Below are 16,543 nucleotides of genomic sequence, written 5' to 3' on the forward strand. Positions count from 1 at the left end.
CTGAAGCGCAGGTGATGTATGCAAGCCAGTTCTACTGCGGCCATGGCGCAGGCCCGGCCGAAAAAAAACCTATTGCGGCTGATGTTGTTGCCGTTGGTGATCATGGCGGGCATGGGCTTGTCGGTGGAGGCCGGTCTGTTGGGACCGCTGGCGGCTCAAGTCGGCCATTTATGGGCGACCTTGAGTATTTTTGGCGTCGGCTCGGCGATCCTGTTTTTGCTGCTGTTGTTCAGCGGCCCGCAAAAAGGCCCGGCGCTGGCCGGGCTGCCGCGCTGGCAATTGATCGGCGGGTTCCTGGGGCCAATCTATGTGGTGGTGCTGACGCTTGCCACGCCGTACATCGGGGTGGCGATGACCATGATCGCGATCTTGTCGGGTCAAGTCGGCAAGAGCGTGTTGATCGATCATTTCGGCTGGTTCGGCACTGCACGCAAACGGGTCAATGTCGAGCGCTGGATTGCGCTGGCGTTGATTGTGGCGGCATTGATCTTGATTGCACGAGGGTAAGGCGATGAACCTGATTTTATTATTGGTACTGGTGATCGCCGCCGGTGCGGTGCTGAGTGTGCAGGCGGCGATCAACGGTCGCCTGGGGCAGTCGGTGGGCGTATTGCGCAGCAGCTTGCTGACCTTCGCGGTCGGCGCACTGGTCACGGCATTGTTGGTTTTCTTCTTCGAACCGGCCCATGCCGTCAGTTTGCTGGATGTGCCCAAATGGCAGCTGACCGGCGCATTGTTCGGCGTGGTGTACATGATCGTGATGGTCGGCGCGGTGCCCGTGGTCGGCACGGCAGTGGCGACAGTGGCGGTCATCGTCGGCCAGTTGGGCATGGGCATGCTGATCGACAATTTCGGCTGGCTGGGCAACCCGGCCATCGAACTGTCGGGCAGCCGGATCCTGGCGATGGTGCTGCTGGCCCTGGCCCTGGTGTTTATGTATCGCAGCAACAGAAGCCAGGTCGACTAACGGCGCTGAACCCTGCTTGCTTGCCGGCAGTCACTGTTTAAGGTGCGGCATCCGCTGCGCCGGGACGACCATGTAAAAGGAGTCTGACCATGGCTGATAACACCTGTGCCTGCCCACATTGCAAATGCGTACTGGGTAAAAATGCGGTGATGAAGGACGGTAAGGGCTATTGCTGCGAAGGCTGTGCCGAGCACCATGCCCATGGCGAGCCGTGCGCCTCGTCGACCGGCTGTGAATGCGCCAAGTCGGCGCATGCTTGAATACGCTCGGTTAAAAACCCTCTCGGATTATCGGGTGGCGGTCATTACCATGGCCGCTCACCCTTGACTGAATGTGCACCCCATGGCCCTGGCCGCTCCCCCCGACCTGACTGATCATGCCGTCCCCGTGCAACCCCTGGCACGCACGTACCCGCGAGGCTTGTATGTGGAGCCGCACAGCCATGACTGGGGGCAGTTGCTCTACGCCATGAGCGGCGTGATGTGGGTCGAGACGCCCCGTGAAGCCTTGGTTGTGCCGCCGCAGCGCGCTGTGTGGCTGCCACCGGGTGTGGAGCATGGGATTCGCGTGGTCTCGGACCTGCAGATGCGCAATATCTACCTGCGCCCGGCGTTGGCCGCGACACTGGACAGCCAGGTGCAGGTGATTGAAGTCGGTGGGCTGCTGCGTGAGTTGATCGTCAGCCTGGTCGAGCAAGGCGATAGCGGCGATTCGACGTATTACGACGCGGTGGTCGGCCTGGCACTGTTGGAACTGCAACGGGCACGCCGCTCGCAGATCCGCATCGCCATGCCGCCGCAAGCGGATCGGCGGCTGATCAGCGCCTGCCAGGCGGTGATGGCGGCGCCGTCGCTGGAGATTCCCTTCGAGCAACACGCCGAGGCGGCAGGTGCCAGTGTGCGCACCCTGGCGCGGTTGTTCCAGCAGCATCTGGGCATGGGCTTCGCCGAGTGGCGTCGGCAAGTGCAGTTGGCCACGGCGGTGGCCGAGCTGATCCAGGGCCAATCGGTCAGCGGCATCGCCCGCTCCCTGGGCTATTCACCCAGCAGTTTCAGCGACATGTTCCGACGCGAACTCGGCGTGGCGCCGTCGCACTATGTCGGCTGAGGCTTGGCCGAAATCCTGAAGCACTTGGCCGATGCTTCCGGGATGGGCTCACTACACTGAGCCCATCAACTCGCCAGGCGTGAACGTCATGAACTACTTTGCTTCCCTCGCCATCGGCCTGCTCGTCGGCCTGATCTACGGTGCCTTGGACTTTCGCTCCCCCGCACCGCCCGCCATTGCCCTGGTGGGCCTGATGGGCATGCTGCTCGGTGAAAAGCTCTGGCCCATGGGGCGTGAGTGGCTGAGCGCCTGGTTGTCCTGATTTATTCTTTCCCTTCGATGGATATTGGCCATGAAAGCATTGCAATTTTCCGCCACGGGCGACCTGGCGGCCCTGAGTTTCGTTGAGGTCGCCCAACCGGTGCCGGCTGCGGGTGAAGTGTTGGTCCAGGTCAAAGCGGCCGGCCTGAACCCCAGCGATGTGAAAAACGTGCTCGGGCGTTTTCCCTACACCACGTTACCGCGTATTCCCGGACGGGACTTTGCCGGTGTCGTGGTGGAAGGCCCGCCAGCGCTGGTCGGCCAGGCGGTTTGGGGCACCGGCCGTGACCTCGGGTTTTTTGCCGACGGCTCTCACGCGCAGTACCTCACCGTGTCGGCCAAGGGTGTGGCGCACAAACCCACACACTTGAGTTTTGCCCAGGCCGCCAGCCTTGGCGTGCCGTACACCACCGCTTGGGATGCCCTGGAGCGCAGTGGTGTCGGCAAAGGCACGCGCGTGTTGGTGATTGGCGCCAACGGTGCTGTCGGCAGCGCGGCGTTGGCCCTGGCGAAAATTCGCGGTGCCCAGGTGCTGGCGGCGGTGCGCAAGGCCGATCAGGTCGAGGTACTGCAGGCGCAAGGGGTTGATGCGATTGCCCTGGCGCAACCTGAAGCATTGGGCAAGCAGGTCAATGCGGTGTTCGAGGGCGGGGCGGATGTGATCTTCGATACCACCGGTTTTTGGCTGCCGGCTGCGGTCGCGGGGTTGGCGCCATTCGGGCGCATCGCAATCATCGCCGCGCCGGTCGACGGTCACGTGCAACTGCCGGCCTTGGCGTTGTACCGCAAGGGGGGCTCGGTGGTGGGTATCAATTCGCTGCTCTACAACTGTGAGCAGTGCGCGGTGATGCTGGAGCAGTTTGGGCGCTTCTTTGATGAAGGCTCGCTGCCGCTGCCGACAGGGTTGCGTGAAGTGGCGTTGGCCGAGGGCGTTCAGTGCTATGAGCAAGTGAACAGCGGCAGTGCGGACAAGATCATTTTCCTGCCTTGATGCCGCCCAAAAATGTGGAAGGGGGCAAGCTCTAATGCCCGTCAGTTAAAACAACCTGCCGCAACCAAATTTGTAGTGAGCGGGCTTGCCCCGCGCTGGGCGGCGCAGCCGCCCCAACAAGGACGCCGTGGTGTTTCTGAAAGACCGAGGCGCCCAGGTTTGGGGCGGCTGCGCCGCCCAGCGCGGGGCAAGCCCGCTCACTACAGATCATGTGTTCTACAGCCCTCCCTGCATTTGATCTTTATCAGGCGTCTGGAACGCCTTTTTCCCACGCCGACCAATTCTTCAGAATCGCCTGTACCAACGGGTTACCCGTGCGGTACAGGTTTTCCAGTGCCGGCACGAACCCACCTTGGTCTGCGTACTTCAACAGGTTGTCCACCTCGCTGTAGCCGGGATAAGGCCGGTCGAAATCGGAGCCCGCACGCACCACGGCCAGCCGCTGGATATCCACCAGGCCTTCGCGACTGGCGCGCAGCAGGGCTTCATAGGTGGAGTTGTCTTCCTGCTGGGTGGTGCAGTATTCGCCTTTATTGTCCGTGAGCAGGCGAGTCCAGACCTCGGCACGTTCGCTCAGGCGCGTGCCGGAGAACCAGGTGTTACCGGCCAGGGTGTCGCAACGTGTGACCTGTGGCGGTTGGTTGGCCGGGGCGGACGGGTAGTGTTTACGCCAGGCGCTGGATTCCTTGCTTTCGCTCAACTCGACTTTCTGCGACAAGGCAAACGCCTTGGCCTGCAGCTTGGGGTTGAGCTCAAACACTTCGGTCTTGTAGTCCAGCGGTGGTTTCTCGTTCGGCCCCTTGGTATTGATGCCGATGTAACCCGTCGGCCAATCCTTGGGCGCATCGCGCGAATCCAGCTCCCACTGGGTGCCGAATTCCACCAGGTAATGGGCCCAGGCGGCTGTACCGATGGTGCCGTGCTTGGGGTTGATACCGGCAATCCCGGCGATCAGGAAGTAGCTCTGGCGCAGGTCGAACTTGGGCGACAAGGCCAGGGCGAGGGTGGAGGCGGCGGCGTTGGTCTGGCCCATGCCGGTGACCAGCAGGCAAACAGCCTGAGTGTTGCAGCGTATCACTGGGTATTCGGCGGAAAGCCCCGGCACGCGGACTTCCTGCTTGAGTTCCAGACGGTCTATCCACGTTTGCGCCTCAGGGGCGAACATGGTGATCAGCATCACCTTCGGCTTGATCGGCGCAGGCGCATCGGCCAGTACCACATGCGGCAAAAACGCCAGGCCGATGGCCAGCGAGAGACGGGTCAGTACGTTCATCTAAAGCTCCTTGATCAGAATTGGTAACCCACACCGGCGTAATAGCCCCAGCCTTCGGAGCGGGCGCGGAAGTTGCCCTCGCCGAAGTTCAACTCGCTGCCATCCTCCCAGTTGCCGCCGTTGTGGAAATAACGACCCACCAGGGTGAAGCGCAGATGGGTAAACGAGTACAGCAGCACGTTGGTGGCCACCAACGCATTGGCGGTGCGCGCCGGGTTGTCCTTGTGCAGGCTTGAGCCGAAATCGTAGTTGGTAAAACCGATATAGGTCAGCGACGCACCGTTATCGAACGTACTGATCGGCACGATGTACTTCATTTGCGCACGGTAGCCGTCCCACGAATATTCATTGCTGGCGCCATAGTTCTCCCACTGGTAGCGCCCATAAAAGTTGGCCGACAGGTTGACCCGCGAATGGGTGTCGATGTCGGTGCCCAGGCCGCTGTACAGGGTGTTGGCACGGTTGGACTTATTGCTGCCGTGGTCATAGATCCAGTCAAACGCGACGTACCATTCCTTGAACGGGCCGACGGCCAGGCTGCGACCTGCCAGGTAGTCGATGGAGATCCGCGGCTCGTGCTCCATGAACACGGGCGAGCCATGGTCCCACGCGCCTTTGTCATTACTGTTACCGATGCCGAGAATCTTCGGCACGTCGATATAGCCATACAGCTCGAACGGGCCCTTGCGGCCGAAGTACTCGTATTCCAGGTAGACGTCATCTTGCGGCTTGGGGCCGAAGCTGATGTCTTTGCTGCCGATCAGCGTCAGGTCCTGGTTGAACCAGTCCGACAGGTACGTGCCTTTTTTTGCGGGGCCGGCATCAGGGTTCTTGGTTTCAGGACTGAGCGTTTCGCCCTGTGCTGAGTCATCGACCGGTGTCGGCTGCGCCAAAATGGGTGCGCTGAGTACTCCCGTAACGGCGGCCAGTAGCAAGGAAACACCAAAGCAAGCATGACGCCTTGAAGTGGAGTGCATTGAAAATCCCTATTCGTACGCGGTTTGAACCCGATTGCTCGGGGTAAGGTGAACTGGGTTGCCCAGTTCATTCCGCAAACGTTTGCACGCGGCGTACCAACTTTGCTCAAAGGGTTGAGCAATATGAAAAAAACCTGAATTAATTGGCCTTTTGATCAAAAATGACTGCTAATCATTGGGTCCCTGGTTCGAGTCCAGGTCGTGGAGCCAGATAGTGAAAAAGCCTGCAGAGATGCAGGCTTTTTTGCCCTGTGTTTCACCTGACAATCAAAGCGCACAGTGTGACAGGCGTGAAGTTGCCGCCAATCCTCGGTGAAAAAATGTGCGAGCGGCTCCACCCCCACATTTTTGATCGAGTTTGCGCGGCAAGATACCTTCGTGATCAAGCGACCGGTGGCGTGATCTCTTTTTCCGACACGATGATTTTGTTCACCAGGCCGTATTCCAGTGCTTCCTCGGCATTGAGCCAAAAGTCACGCTCAGTGTCGGCGCTGATTTTTTCCGCAGTCTGCCCTGTCGCGTGGGCGAAAATACTGTCTAGGCGCTTTTTCATCCTGACAATTTCATTCATGTAAATCTCAACGTTGCTCGCCGGTCCTTGAAAGCCACCTGACGGTTGGTGCAGCAAGAACCGTGTGTTCGGAAGAGAGTAGCGATTTTCTTTTTTGGCTGCCGCGTAGATAAGTGCACCCGCGCTCGCGACGCTGCCAGAGCCAATCATGACCACTGGCGCGGAAATAAAACGAACCGCATCAAAGATCATGTCGCCCGATTCAACGTGTCCACCCGGCGAGTTAACGAAGACGTAAATCGGATCATCATTGATGGACGCGAGGATGTGCAGCTGTTGCACGACATCTTTTGCCATCCGCTCATCAACTACGCCGGTGATGAATACCTTGCGAGCCTTGATCGCATACTCCATCAATTTGGCACTGACGGCGCCCTGTTGATCCTTACTGCCCTGTTCTTGCTCGTCGTTATTCATAACGTCTCCTAGACATTTTCAAAGTTCCATTTTAGGCACCCCATCCTCGTGGGCATGCCCCGTGTCGAGGGGCGCAAAGCGACTCCCGGCACATAAACCGTTGCGACTTTAGGCGCTGGGTTGTGCATAAGTCAAAGCCTTTGGGACCTACTGACTCCAGCGCCAGCTGTGCTTTCGGATGCCGATGGATCTCTACGATTCTCAGCGAAATGGAGGGGAAAATGATTCTCCTCCTTACGATATTGGCACGGTGAAAATAGTGAATTTTAGATTTGCAAAAAATGAAATGCCTTCTACGCTCGGATAAATCTTACAAAGGCGTGGAAGTTTTTCTCACTCTTCTGACGGATAAAGTCGTACTCAGGATGAGGACGAGCCAAGGTGCTTTTGATGGCATGTTGGCGAAATGCGTGGTGCCACGCCTTGGAGTTTCTTCAAGAGGATACAGGGATGATCCGTAGTCCGTTATCGCCTTATCAGCGCGACATTTGGGTTGCCGCTGCTCAGTTCCCAGAGAACAATCAGTACACACTCTTCTGTTACGACCGGCTCGTTGGCGAGGTGGATGAGGAGGCACTGCACCATGCGCTGACGCTGGTTGCCAGGCGCACTGATGCCTTCGGTCTACGGCTGGGGGAGGAGGGTGGGACACCTTTTCAATGGCTCGCTGAAGAGCCAGACATTCCCATAACAATCGTTGATTTCACACATGAATCGGAGCCCGACGCTGACGTCGAGGCTTGGCTGCGCAACGCCTTTGACTTCAGCTACTCCCTGGACGGTGGCCCGCTTGCGGACCTGGTCCTGCTGCGGGCCACTGAGTCGGTGTATGTGTATGTCCGTGCTCATCACATCGTCTGCGACGCTTGGGGCTTGCAGAACTTCATGGGCCAGGTGCGCGGTGAATATCTGAGGTTGACCGGCACTGCAGTAGCCGACGCGCCAGCGACGTCTTATGTTGCGGTGATCGAGGCCGATGGATACACCCAGTCCGAACAGTACCAGGAAGACCGTGCTTATTTTTCTGCGATGCTGAGCGGCGTCGAGCCTGCGCTCTTCAATCGCAAACTACCGGCCGGCGCACGGGCCACTTCACGGCATGCCATCACGCTTGAGCGATCGCTGCTCGCGGCGGTCAGGGAGCGTGGTGAATCCCCTTTCCTGTTTATCAGCGCGGCGGTTGCGCTCTACCTGGCGAGGGTGCACCGGGTCGATGAAGTGGTTCTGGGGATTCCCGTGTTGAACCGTTCCGACCGCAGTACGAAGGCAGTGGTCGGGCATTTCGCCAATACGTTGCCGTTGCGTATCGAAGTCTTGCCGGGCCAGAGCGTGGATGAATTCATCGCGAAACTGCGCCAGGAGATCCGGGAGTTACTGCGCCATCAACGCATACCGCTGGGGGATGTAGCCAGGGGCTCGGGGCTGTTGTTTGACACCACCCTTTCCTACATGCGCTGGCCGCAGGCAATCTCGATACCCAGGGTAACCTGTGAAACCGTGGCACAAACGCACGCTCATGATCAGGATGCCCTGGCGATATGGGTCTCGGAGTTCGATGACCACAGCGATGTGGTCCTGGATTTTGAGTACGCTTGCGATATCTTCGATGAAGACTTCACTATAGTGGCTGCCGCGCAGCACATCGAGACGCTCCTGCGTGCTTTGGTAGCGGGTGGCGAGCGGCTGGCAGTGGACGTCGACCCATTGTCTGCCCGCGAGTACCACGACCTGGTTTACGCGCGAAACACTACCGACAAGCCATTCCCCACCGACATCACGCTGCCTGAACTGTTTGCCGGACAAGTCGCGCGAGCACCGCAGCAGACTGTCTTGATTGAGCCAGACGGTAACCGAATAAGCGCCGCCGAACTGTATCGCCGGGCGACGGATGTAGCGATCCGGTTGCGCGGCTGCGGTGTGGTGCCTGACGACCGCGTGGCAGTCCTGGTCGAGCGGGGCAGCTACCTGATGCCAGCCATTCTCGGTATCCAGTTGGCGGGTGCGGCCTACGTGCCCATCGATCCCAACTATCCGTTGGAGCGGATAGAGCTGTTGCTGGAAGATTGTGCTGCCAGGGTCGCCCTGGTGGTGGATCTCGCGCTGCCATCGGCGGCTTGCCCAGTGTTGCGGATGGTCGACATGCCGCTGGCGCCGGGCGAGCCCCTGTTGCCGGTGGCAGGCCCCAATCATCTGGCCTACGTGATTTACACCTCGGGCTCTACCGGTACTCCCAAAGGGGTGATGGTCGAGCATCGCTCTGTTGTAAACCGCTTGCACTGGATGCAGCGTGAGTACCCGATCGATGAAACGGACGTGCTGCTGCAAAAGACACCCATAGCGTTTGATGTGTCTGTCTGGGAATTGTTTTGGTGGAGTTTTACGGGCGCGAAGCTATCCCTGTTGACGCCCGGGGCGGAGAAGGATCCCCGCGAAGTGCTGCATGTCATAGAGCGTGACAGTGTCACCGTGATTCATTTCGTTCCGTCCATGTTGTCGGTAATGCTTGATTTGCTGGAGACCAACGCGAAGGCCCGAGAGCAGGCGGTGACCCTGCGGCGGGTATTTTGCAGTGGGGAGGCACTCGCGCCGACCCAGGTCAATCGTTTCAAGCGGATCTTTGGCGACACGGTGGCCTTGGTCAACCTGTATGGACCTACCGAGGCGACCGTTGATGTCTCGGACTTTGCGTGTGTTGGCGGCCCACTGTTACGGGTGCCGATCGGCAAGCCGATCGATAATATTCAACTCCACGTATTGGGAAAATGCTTCAGGCCACAACCTGCAGGTGCACCCGGCGAGCTTTATATCGGTGGTGCAGGGGTCGCGCGTGGCTATCTGAACCGGCCGCAACTGACGCAAGAGCGCTTTGTGCCCGACCCTTTCAAACCGGGCTCCAGGCTGTACCGCACCGGTGACCTTGCGCGCTGGCTTGCTGATGGCAACCTGGAGTATCTGGGGCGTGCCGATGACCAGGTCAAGATTCGAGGAAACCGGGTTGAACCCAATGAAGTCCGTGATCATGTAGAGCGCCTGCCCGGTGTGAGGTGTGCCGCAGTGGTGGCCAGTTCATCAGCCACTCGAGGAATATTCCTGGTCGCTTACTACGTGGCAGATGCCGAGTTGGATGCCGTTACATTGCGCGCCGAACTCGCCTCTGTGATCCCAGAGTTCATGATTCCTGCGTTCTTTGTGCGCCTCGACCAGATCCCCTTGACCAGCAACGGCAAGCTGGATCGCAAATGTTTGCCATTGCCACAGCGGGATTCGATGGGCGTCGCTCCGCGCACCCCCGCTGAATCATTGTTGGCGAAGGTCTGGGGTGAGGTCCTCGGAGTATCCGGCGTTGGCGTCCATGATGATTTCTACAGTCTGGGCGGCGACTCGATCCTCATGCTGCGCATACGGGCCAAGGCCGAGCGCAACGGGCTGAGTTTCAAATTGGCTGACCTGATGCGCAACCCGACGGTTGCCGGCCTCGCCGAACACGTGGTGCGGCCGAGCCTACCTCAGGGCATAGAACCGTTTGAGCTGGTCTGCGAAGTGGACCGCCCGAAACTTGAGGGCCTGGAAGACGCCTTTCCGGTCAGCAGGCTCAGCCTGGGCTTGCTGTTTCATTCCAGCCAGCGTCCCGAGTCGTCGATTTATCACGATGTCTTCCGCTATCGCTTTGAACTGGCATGGGATGCGTCAGCCTTTGGGCGTGCAGTTGACACCGTCGTGCAGCGATTCCCTGCACTGCGCTCTTCATTCGACCTGATCGGGTGCTCCGAGCCTATGCAGTGCATTCATGCATCGACCAGCAGCCAGATGAAGATAGTCGACCTCAGGGGCCTTCCCGATGCGCAAGCGCAGATCGATGATCATGTCCATCAGCGCCGCTTCCATCGCTACGCGCTGAACCAGCCGTCGCTTTACCTCTTCACGGGATTTGTCCGCGAGAGAGGGCTGGACCTGGTGTTCAGCTTTCATCACGCCATCCTGGATGGCTGGAGCGTGGGAACAATGATTGCGGCGTGGGCGGCGGCTTACCGTGGTCAGGTCTTGGCAGCAGATACTGCGCCGGCGCTCGCTACTTATGTGCGCGAGGAACGTCGCGCGCTCGCCTCCCGGGATACGGCTGATTATTGGGCGCACTTGCTGAATGGCAAGTCAATGACCAGGCTTGACGGGTTTCGCGCTCACGAGCGACTCCTGGGTGAGGAGTCAGTCATGGGGCAATGGGTCGCCTTGCCGGGCGAATTACTGGCAAGGGCTAAGACCATGGTTGCACAACGCGCGGTGCCGTTGAAGGCGCTGCTCCTGGCTGCGCACTGCCTCACGCTGCATGTGTTCTCGCGCTCAGACACGGTGGTGACCGGGGTGGTAACCCACGGTCGGCCGGACCTGGCGGACACTGACCGGATGGTGGGGTTGTTTCTTAATACTGTACCGGTCTGTTCGCAAACTGCCGGGCGATCCTGGTTCGAGGTTGTCGACGAGATACTCCGTCAGGAGCGCGATGGCCACGGACATCGCCGATACCCACTGAGCGCTATTCAGCAGGCTCAGGGTGACGTGCTTCACACCGCGTTCAACTACGTGAACTTGCATGTACTTGAGACACTGCATGAGTTGCGAGATCTTGAGGTCTGGGAAGAGACTAATTTTTCGTTGTTCATAAGTGCCATCGCCAATCCCGTGGGCGATGGCATGTACCTGCGTGTCGATACCGATGGCCACTCGATCACTCGTGCACAAGCGGACTTGGTGGGAGCGACGTTTGTTGATGTCCTGCGGCGGGTGGTCGATGCACCTGACGACCCGGTGGATTTCGCGTTCCTCGCGCCGCCACGGGGTGTCACACCGCTTCCAGAGCCGCTGGTGGGAGTGGTCACATTGTTTGAACGCCAGGTTCTGGCGAAGCCAGACAACTGCGCGATAGCCTTCAATGACGAGCATTGGACTTATCAAAAACTCGACCAGGTGTCGCATTACGTGGCCACCCGATTAAGGGCGGCAGGTGCTCATCCCGGTGCCGCCATTGGCGTGGCGATGAACCGGTCGCCGGAGATGATCGCCGTTATCTGGGGGATCCTGCGTGCCGGGCTGGTCTGTGTGCCGCTGGATGTGAGCTACCCCGCCCATCGACTTGCGCTGATTCTAGAGACGGCACAGCCTTATCGCGTGGTTGCCCATCCGCAACATGCCGGGGTCGCTGCGAGCGCCATTGTCTTGCAAGCGGAAGAAGTCGTTGCACCCATTTCCCCTGAGTCGTTCGCAGCCCCGGCCATGGATGACCTAGCCATGCTGTTGTTTACCTCCGGATCCACCGGTCGTCCCAAGGGCGTCGAACTACCGCACCGCATGTGGGCCAACTACACCCAATGGCAGCTGCGCGTACCCAGCGGTAGCCCGGGCTTGAGCACGTTGCAGTTCGCGCCCTTGAGTTTTGATATGTCGTTCCAGGAGATCTTCTCCACCTTGTGTGGCGGCGGGGAACTGCGCCTTGTTTCCAACGAAGAACGGCTTGATCCGGCGGCGCTGCTGCGCTTGCTTGAGCGCTATCAAGTTCAGCGCGCCTTGCTGCCCTTTGTCGCTTTGCAGCGGTTGGCCGAAGCATCCAACACGTTGGGCCTGCTACCAAATGCCCTGCAGGTTGTAGTGTCGTCCGGTGAGCAGTTGCGCATCACCGAGGACATCCGGGCGTTCTGCAGGGCGATGCCTGGCTTGTTGCTGGAGAATCAGTACGGACCGACCGAGACTCACCAGGTGACTTTCCACTCGTTGACGGGAGATCCCGCGACGTTTCCCGCCCTGCCGCCCATCGGCCAGCCATTGGACGGGGTCGAGATCCAGCTTCTTGATGCTGGCATGCGGCCGGTGCCTGTAGGGGTTACCGGCGAAATCTATGTCGGGGGTGAGTGCCTGGCCCGTGGTTATCATCGCGCTGCCCAACTTACCGACGAACGTTTTGTACCTCACCCCTGGCGTGAGGGCGCCAAACTTTACCGCACCGGTGACCTTGGTCGCGTATTGGACAACGGCGATGTGGTGTGGCTCGGCAGGGCGGACACGCAGGTCAAGGTGCGCGGTTTCCGTATTGAGCCGGTCGAGGTCGAGCTGGCCATAATGCGCCAAGCGCAACACCAGTCGGGCCTGGCGGGCGTTGCTGTGGTCGCCCGGGATCGAGATGGCACGGACGCGTTCCTTGCGGCTTTCCTGACCGGAGACCCGAGCAGGGTCGATCTGGTTGAATTGAAGAAGGCCCTTAGGGCCGAATTGCCGGACTTTATGATCCCGTCGTTTTTCGTCTGGGTTGACGGTTTCTCGCTGACGCCCAGCGGCAAACGCGACGATGCAGCCCTGCGGGCGATTCCACTGGCTCAAGAGGTCTTGGTCGAATACGAAGCGCCTCGCGATGAATATGAGCGCACGGTGGCAGAGCTTTTGTCTGAGTTGCTGGATGTGCCGGAAGTGAGCATTCGCGACGACTTTTTCGAGCTTGGCGGTACATCCCTGACGGCAATGCGGTTGGTGCTGACCCTTGAGAAACGGTTCGGCATCGATATTCCTATTGCCGCCTTGATCGAGTCACCCACCGTCGCAGGGCTGGCCGGACGGCTGCGTGAACGCAGCGCAGTGATGGCGTTTGATCCGCTTGTACCGATCAGGGCCAGCGGCAGCCGAACGCCGTTGTTCTTGGTGCACCCTTTGGGAGGGCACGTGCTGTGCTACTTGCCACTGGCTCGTGCGTTGCCGGCTGACATGCCCGTCTATGCCTTGCAGGCGGCGGGTAGCGGACAGGGTAGTACGCCGATCGAAAGTATCGAGGAGATGGCTGCCGAATATCTGGCCGCGGTCCGTCGTGTACAACCGCAAGGCCCCTACGTGCTGGCGGGCTGGTCATTCGGCGGGTTTGTCGCCTATGAGATGGCTCGCCAGTTGCGGGCGCTTGATCCGCAATCGGTAGAGCAAGTGATCGTCCTGGACTCGATCACTATTGATCGCGAGCGCTTCATGGGAGCATCAGATGATGCCTTGCTGCAGTTCTTTTACTGGGAGCTGGTCTGGTTTGAACGTAGCCACGAGAAAGTTGAGCCGCTGCCGGCTGAGCTGAGCCTGAACGAGAAGCTGGACCACATCGTCGAGGGCGCCATCAGCAATGGTGTACTGCCTGCGGGTACGCCGCGGGCAACGGTGCGGCGCTTGTATGAGCTGTTCCGGGCCAACTGGCGTGCGTTGATGGAGTACCGCCCGCCCGTAACCGATTGCGACTTTGCATTGTTGCGTGCCGACGGGCCATTGCCGGCTTCCCTTAAGCCTATGCATGACGCTGCCGGCACGCATTACAACGAGCCGAGCAATGGCTGGCGGCACTGGACCACCGGCAATCTCACCGTCATCGATGTCCCGGGCGATCACTTGCTGCTTATGAAAGAGCCGTATGTCGTGTCAGTGGCGGCGGCGATAACCGGGCTGCTTACCTCTTCCTCCCACACCGACGGAAATCGCCCATGACCAGCAAACGCAAGAAAATCGTGATCGTCGGCGCCGGGATCGGTGGGCTGGCGGCTGCCGCCTGTTTGAGCAAGGCAAACTTTGATGTCGAACTGTATGAGCGCGCCAAGGAATTACGCGCGGTCGGCTCTGCCCTGTCGCTGATGCCCAACGCGCTCACGGCATTGGCCAGGCTTGGTGTGACCCCGGACTTCAAAGAAGCCCAACCGTTCGAGTCCTTGAGGTTTCTGACGCGGCGCGGGCGGCCGATCAGGTCGATTGATTTCGGAAACCTGTCGCGCCAGCTCGGCCAGCCCAACCTGGCAATCCACAGGGCCAGCCTGCAACAGGCGCTGCTGGAGCAGACGGCGGACTGCAAGATTGAGTTGGGCGTTACCGCAACAGGGTACGTTCAAGCGGGTGACGGCGTCGTGGTGAGCTTCAGCGATGGCCGTGAGGTACACGCTGATATTCTTATCGGTGCCGACGGTTTCAATTCAGCTATTCGCGCCACCCTGGCCGGGCCGGAGAAACCCACCGACTGGCACTACATCATCTGGCGCGCCACGCTTGCGTTCAGTCACGCCAAGATAACCGAGGGGTACGTGGCGCATTATTGGGGGCGAGGCCAGCGTTTCGGTCTGGCGGACATCGGGGGCGGCAACGTCTATTGGTGGGGTACTCGGAACATGCCCGCAGAACAGGCGCGAGACTGGCGCCGGGGCAAAGCGGGCATACAGCAGTTGTATGCCGGTTGGGCCGATGAAGTGCAGGCGGTTATCGAGGCTACACCCGAACATACGATCACCAGTCTACCGGCCCAGGACCGTCCATTTCTTGAGCGTTGGGGCGCGGGGCCAGTTACTTTGCTCGGTGATGCGGCGCACCCGATGCTCACCAGCCTGGGCCAGGGCGCGGCAATTGCGATTGAGGATGGCGCGGTGCTGGCTCACTGCCTGGCCACCATTGACGATTCTCAGGCGGCCTTGCGGGCCTATGAAGATCGTCGACGTGATCGTGCCCGGGCGATGGTTGAAAGTTCACGGGCACTGAGCTGCGTCGAGCAACTGGAACATCCGCTGCGTACGTTTGCACGTGATGTCTACTTTCGCTATGTACCGGAGCGCACCTTCACTCGTCAAAACGAGTTGGCGCTGACATTCCCGGGGGTGGAGTGATGACACAGGTTAATCGTAGGCTTTCTGCGGTGGAGCGTTGGTACTGGCTGTGTGACCAACTTTCGGTGTTGAACGTGATTTCCCGGGTGCGTGTTCGTGGCGATGTACAGCTCGACGATTTGCGTCGTGGTCTGGATGAATTGCAAGTACGACACCCGTTGCTGCGCGCCAGGATCGAGCATGATCAAGGCCTGGACCCTCGGTGGCTACCCTGCGTGCGGCCTATCCCCTTACGCACTGTTCGCGGTACGTATGACGAGCAGTGGGTGGATGTAATCAACACCAGTGAATTGGTGGAGCGTGTCGACCCGGACACCGGGCCGCTGATCCGCGCCGTGGTGATCAGTGGCGAAGACAACGTGCATGACCTGTTGGTAGTGGTGCCGCACATCATTGCCGATGGTACGACGGCATTGTCCCTGGCCGAGCAATGGCTGACCCTGGCAGCTGACCCTCACGCGCCGCGATGGACCGCGCGGGTGCTTGCACCTGCGGAAGAGTTGCGACCGGCGCGGTATACCGGCGAGGCGGCGGAACAGAGCCTCGCCGAGCAAACTTCAAGTGATCAGGCATTGATGGCGCTTTGTCGACCTGGCCGGGTTGAGCCCAGCGTGGCGGTCGCACTTGATGCGCGGCGTACCCGTCTGTTGCATCGAGAGTTGGATGGTCAGCAACTTGAAGTCCTCACGCGCGTATCCCGTGAGCAAGGCACAACGGTGCACGGAGCGTTGACCGCGGCATTGGTATTGGCGGCCGCGCGTGACGCGGACAGGCAGCCGGGATTCTTTACAGTCGGCTCACCTATCGACTTTCGGGGTGAGTTGCAGCCTGTCGTGCGTAGCGACGAGGTAGGCTCCTACGTTGCCACCGTCCCATCGGTGGTCGACGCCGCATTGCCGTTCTGGGACATCGCCCGTGCCCTCACCACCGACCTGAAGCAGCGTAAACAGCAGGGTCACCACTTTAACCTGGTGACGTTGGTGGTCGCGGCGGCGCCGCTTTCAGTGGAACAGGCCCGTCCGTTCATGGCTTTCATGGAAGCCGAGGGGCCAATCAATCTGTGCTCGTCGAACATTGGGCGCTACCCGTTTCCCGAGAGGATCGGTGCCTGGGAAGTGTCCCAAGCGCAGTTTCTGACGGGCATCTCAGTCAACGGCTATTTCGTTGCAACTATCAACAGCAGCCACGGCCGGCTGTTCTGGAATTTCACCCACATCGACGAAGCCGTGCCGGCCAGTCGAGCACAGTGCCTGGCTGATGAGTGCATTCGAGAGCTGCTGTGCGCTCTTGATCAGCCAACTCGATCCGTTCGTGAGGAGCAATGA

General features: G+C 59.8%; 12 protein-coding genes. 9 read left to right on the top strand and 3 right to left on the bottom strand.

The features are described 5' to 3' along the window. Positions 1–18 precede the first annotated feature (18 nt). The 6 genes from JBE38_RS23070 (at position 19) to JBE38_RS23095 (ending at position 3,326) form a co-directional block, all read left to right on the top strand. A complete protein-coding gene (locus JBE38_RS23070) occupies positions 19–507 on the top strand; it encodes a DMT family transporter (protein ID WP_205345203.1) in 489 nt (162 codons plus the stop codon). A gap of 4 nt (positions 508–511) precedes the next feature. Next, positions 512–967 (top strand): DMT family transporter, encoded by a 456-nt coding sequence (locus tag JBE38_RS23075; protein WP_060755361.1) that lies wholly within the window; start codon positions 512–514, stop codon positions 965–967. Between the two features lie 89 nt (positions 968–1,056). After that, positions 1,057–1,227 (top strand): metallothionein, encoded by a 171-nt coding sequence (locus JBE38_RS23080; RefSeq protein WP_060755360.1) that lies wholly within the window; start codon positions 1,057–1,059, stop codon positions 1,225–1,227. Between the two features lie 82 nt (positions 1,228–1,309). Continuing rightward, on the top strand, positions 1,310–2,074 hold the full coding sequence (locus JBE38_RS23085) for an AraC family transcriptional regulator (protein WP_090371760.1): 765 nt from the start codon (positions 1,310–1,312) through the stop codon (positions 2,072–2,074). Between the two features lie 88 nt (positions 2,075–2,162). Next, positions 2,163–2,336 carry a DUF1427 family protein gene (locus tag JBE38_RS23090; protein ID WP_081087031.1) on the top strand — a complete coding sequence of 58 codons (174 nt, stop codon included), beginning with the start codon at positions 2,163–2,165 and terminating at the stop codon, positions 2,334–2,336. Between the two features lie 30 nt (positions 2,337–2,366). Next, the gene (locus JBE38_RS23095) at positions 2,367–3,326 is read left to right on the top strand and encodes a quinone oxidoreductase family protein (RefSeq protein WP_060755358.1); all 960 of its coding nucleotides are present in this window, start codon (positions 2,367–2,369) and stop codon (positions 3,324–3,326) included. A gap of 244 nt (positions 3,327–3,570) precedes the next feature. On the opposite strand, the gene JBE38_RS23100 is transcribed toward JBE38_RS23095, so the two are convergent. The 3 genes from JBE38_RS23100 to JBE38_RS23110 form a co-directional block, all read right to left on the bottom strand. Beyond that, positions 3,571–4,599, bottom strand: a complete 1,029-nt coding sequence (locus JBE38_RS23100) for a purine-nucleoside phosphorylase (protein ID WP_060755357.1) — start codon at positions 4,597–4,599, stop codon at positions 3,571–3,573. Positions 4,600–4,613: 14 nt separating this feature from the next. After that, complete coding sequence (locus tag JBE38_RS23105; protein ID WP_205345204.1) at positions 4,614–5,576, bottom strand: nucleoside-specific channel-forming protein Tsx; 963 nt, start codon at positions 5,574–5,576, stop codon at positions 4,614–4,616. Positions 5,577–5,958: 382 nt separating this feature from the next. After that, on the bottom strand, positions 5,959–6,564 hold the full coding sequence (locus JBE38_RS23110; protein ID WP_090371753.1) for an ATP-dependent Clp protease proteolytic subunit: 606 nt from the start codon (positions 6,562–6,564) through the stop codon (positions 5,959–5,961). 450 nt (positions 6,565–7,014) lie between these two features. Between JBE38_RS23110 and JBE38_RS23115 the strand changes: the two genes are divergently transcribed. Genes JBE38_RS23115 through JBE38_RS23125 form a run of 3 tightly spaced genes read left to right on the top strand, consistent with a single transcriptional unit; the run spans position 7,015 to position 16,543 of the window. Then, a complete protein-coding gene (locus JBE38_RS23115; RefSeq protein WP_205345205.1) occupies positions 7,015–14,061 on the top strand; it encodes an amino acid adenylation domain-containing protein in 7,047 nt (2,348 codons plus the stop codon). Then, a complete protein-coding gene (locus JBE38_RS23120) occupies positions 14,058–15,218 on the top strand; it encodes an FAD-dependent oxidoreductase (protein WP_090371749.1) in 1,161 nt (386 codons plus the stop codon). The genes JBE38_RS23115 and JBE38_RS23120 overlap by 4 nt, the downstream gene beginning before the upstream one ends. Beyond that, positions 15,218–16,543: a phthiocerol/phthiodiolone dimycocerosyl transferase family protein gene (locus JBE38_RS23125; protein ID WP_235863279.1), complete on the top strand. Its 1,326-nt coding sequence runs from the start codon at positions 15,218–15,220 to the stop codon at positions 16,541–16,543. Before JBE38_RS23120 ends, JBE38_RS23125 begins: the two co-directional genes overlap by 1 nt.

This window comes from Pseudomonas sp. ICBG1301, assembly GCF_016918385.1.
In the GTDB taxonomy this organism is placed as follows: domain Bacteria; phylum Pseudomonadota; class Gammaproteobacteria; order Pseudomonadales; family Pseudomonadaceae; genus Aquipseudomonas; species Aquipseudomonas palleroniana.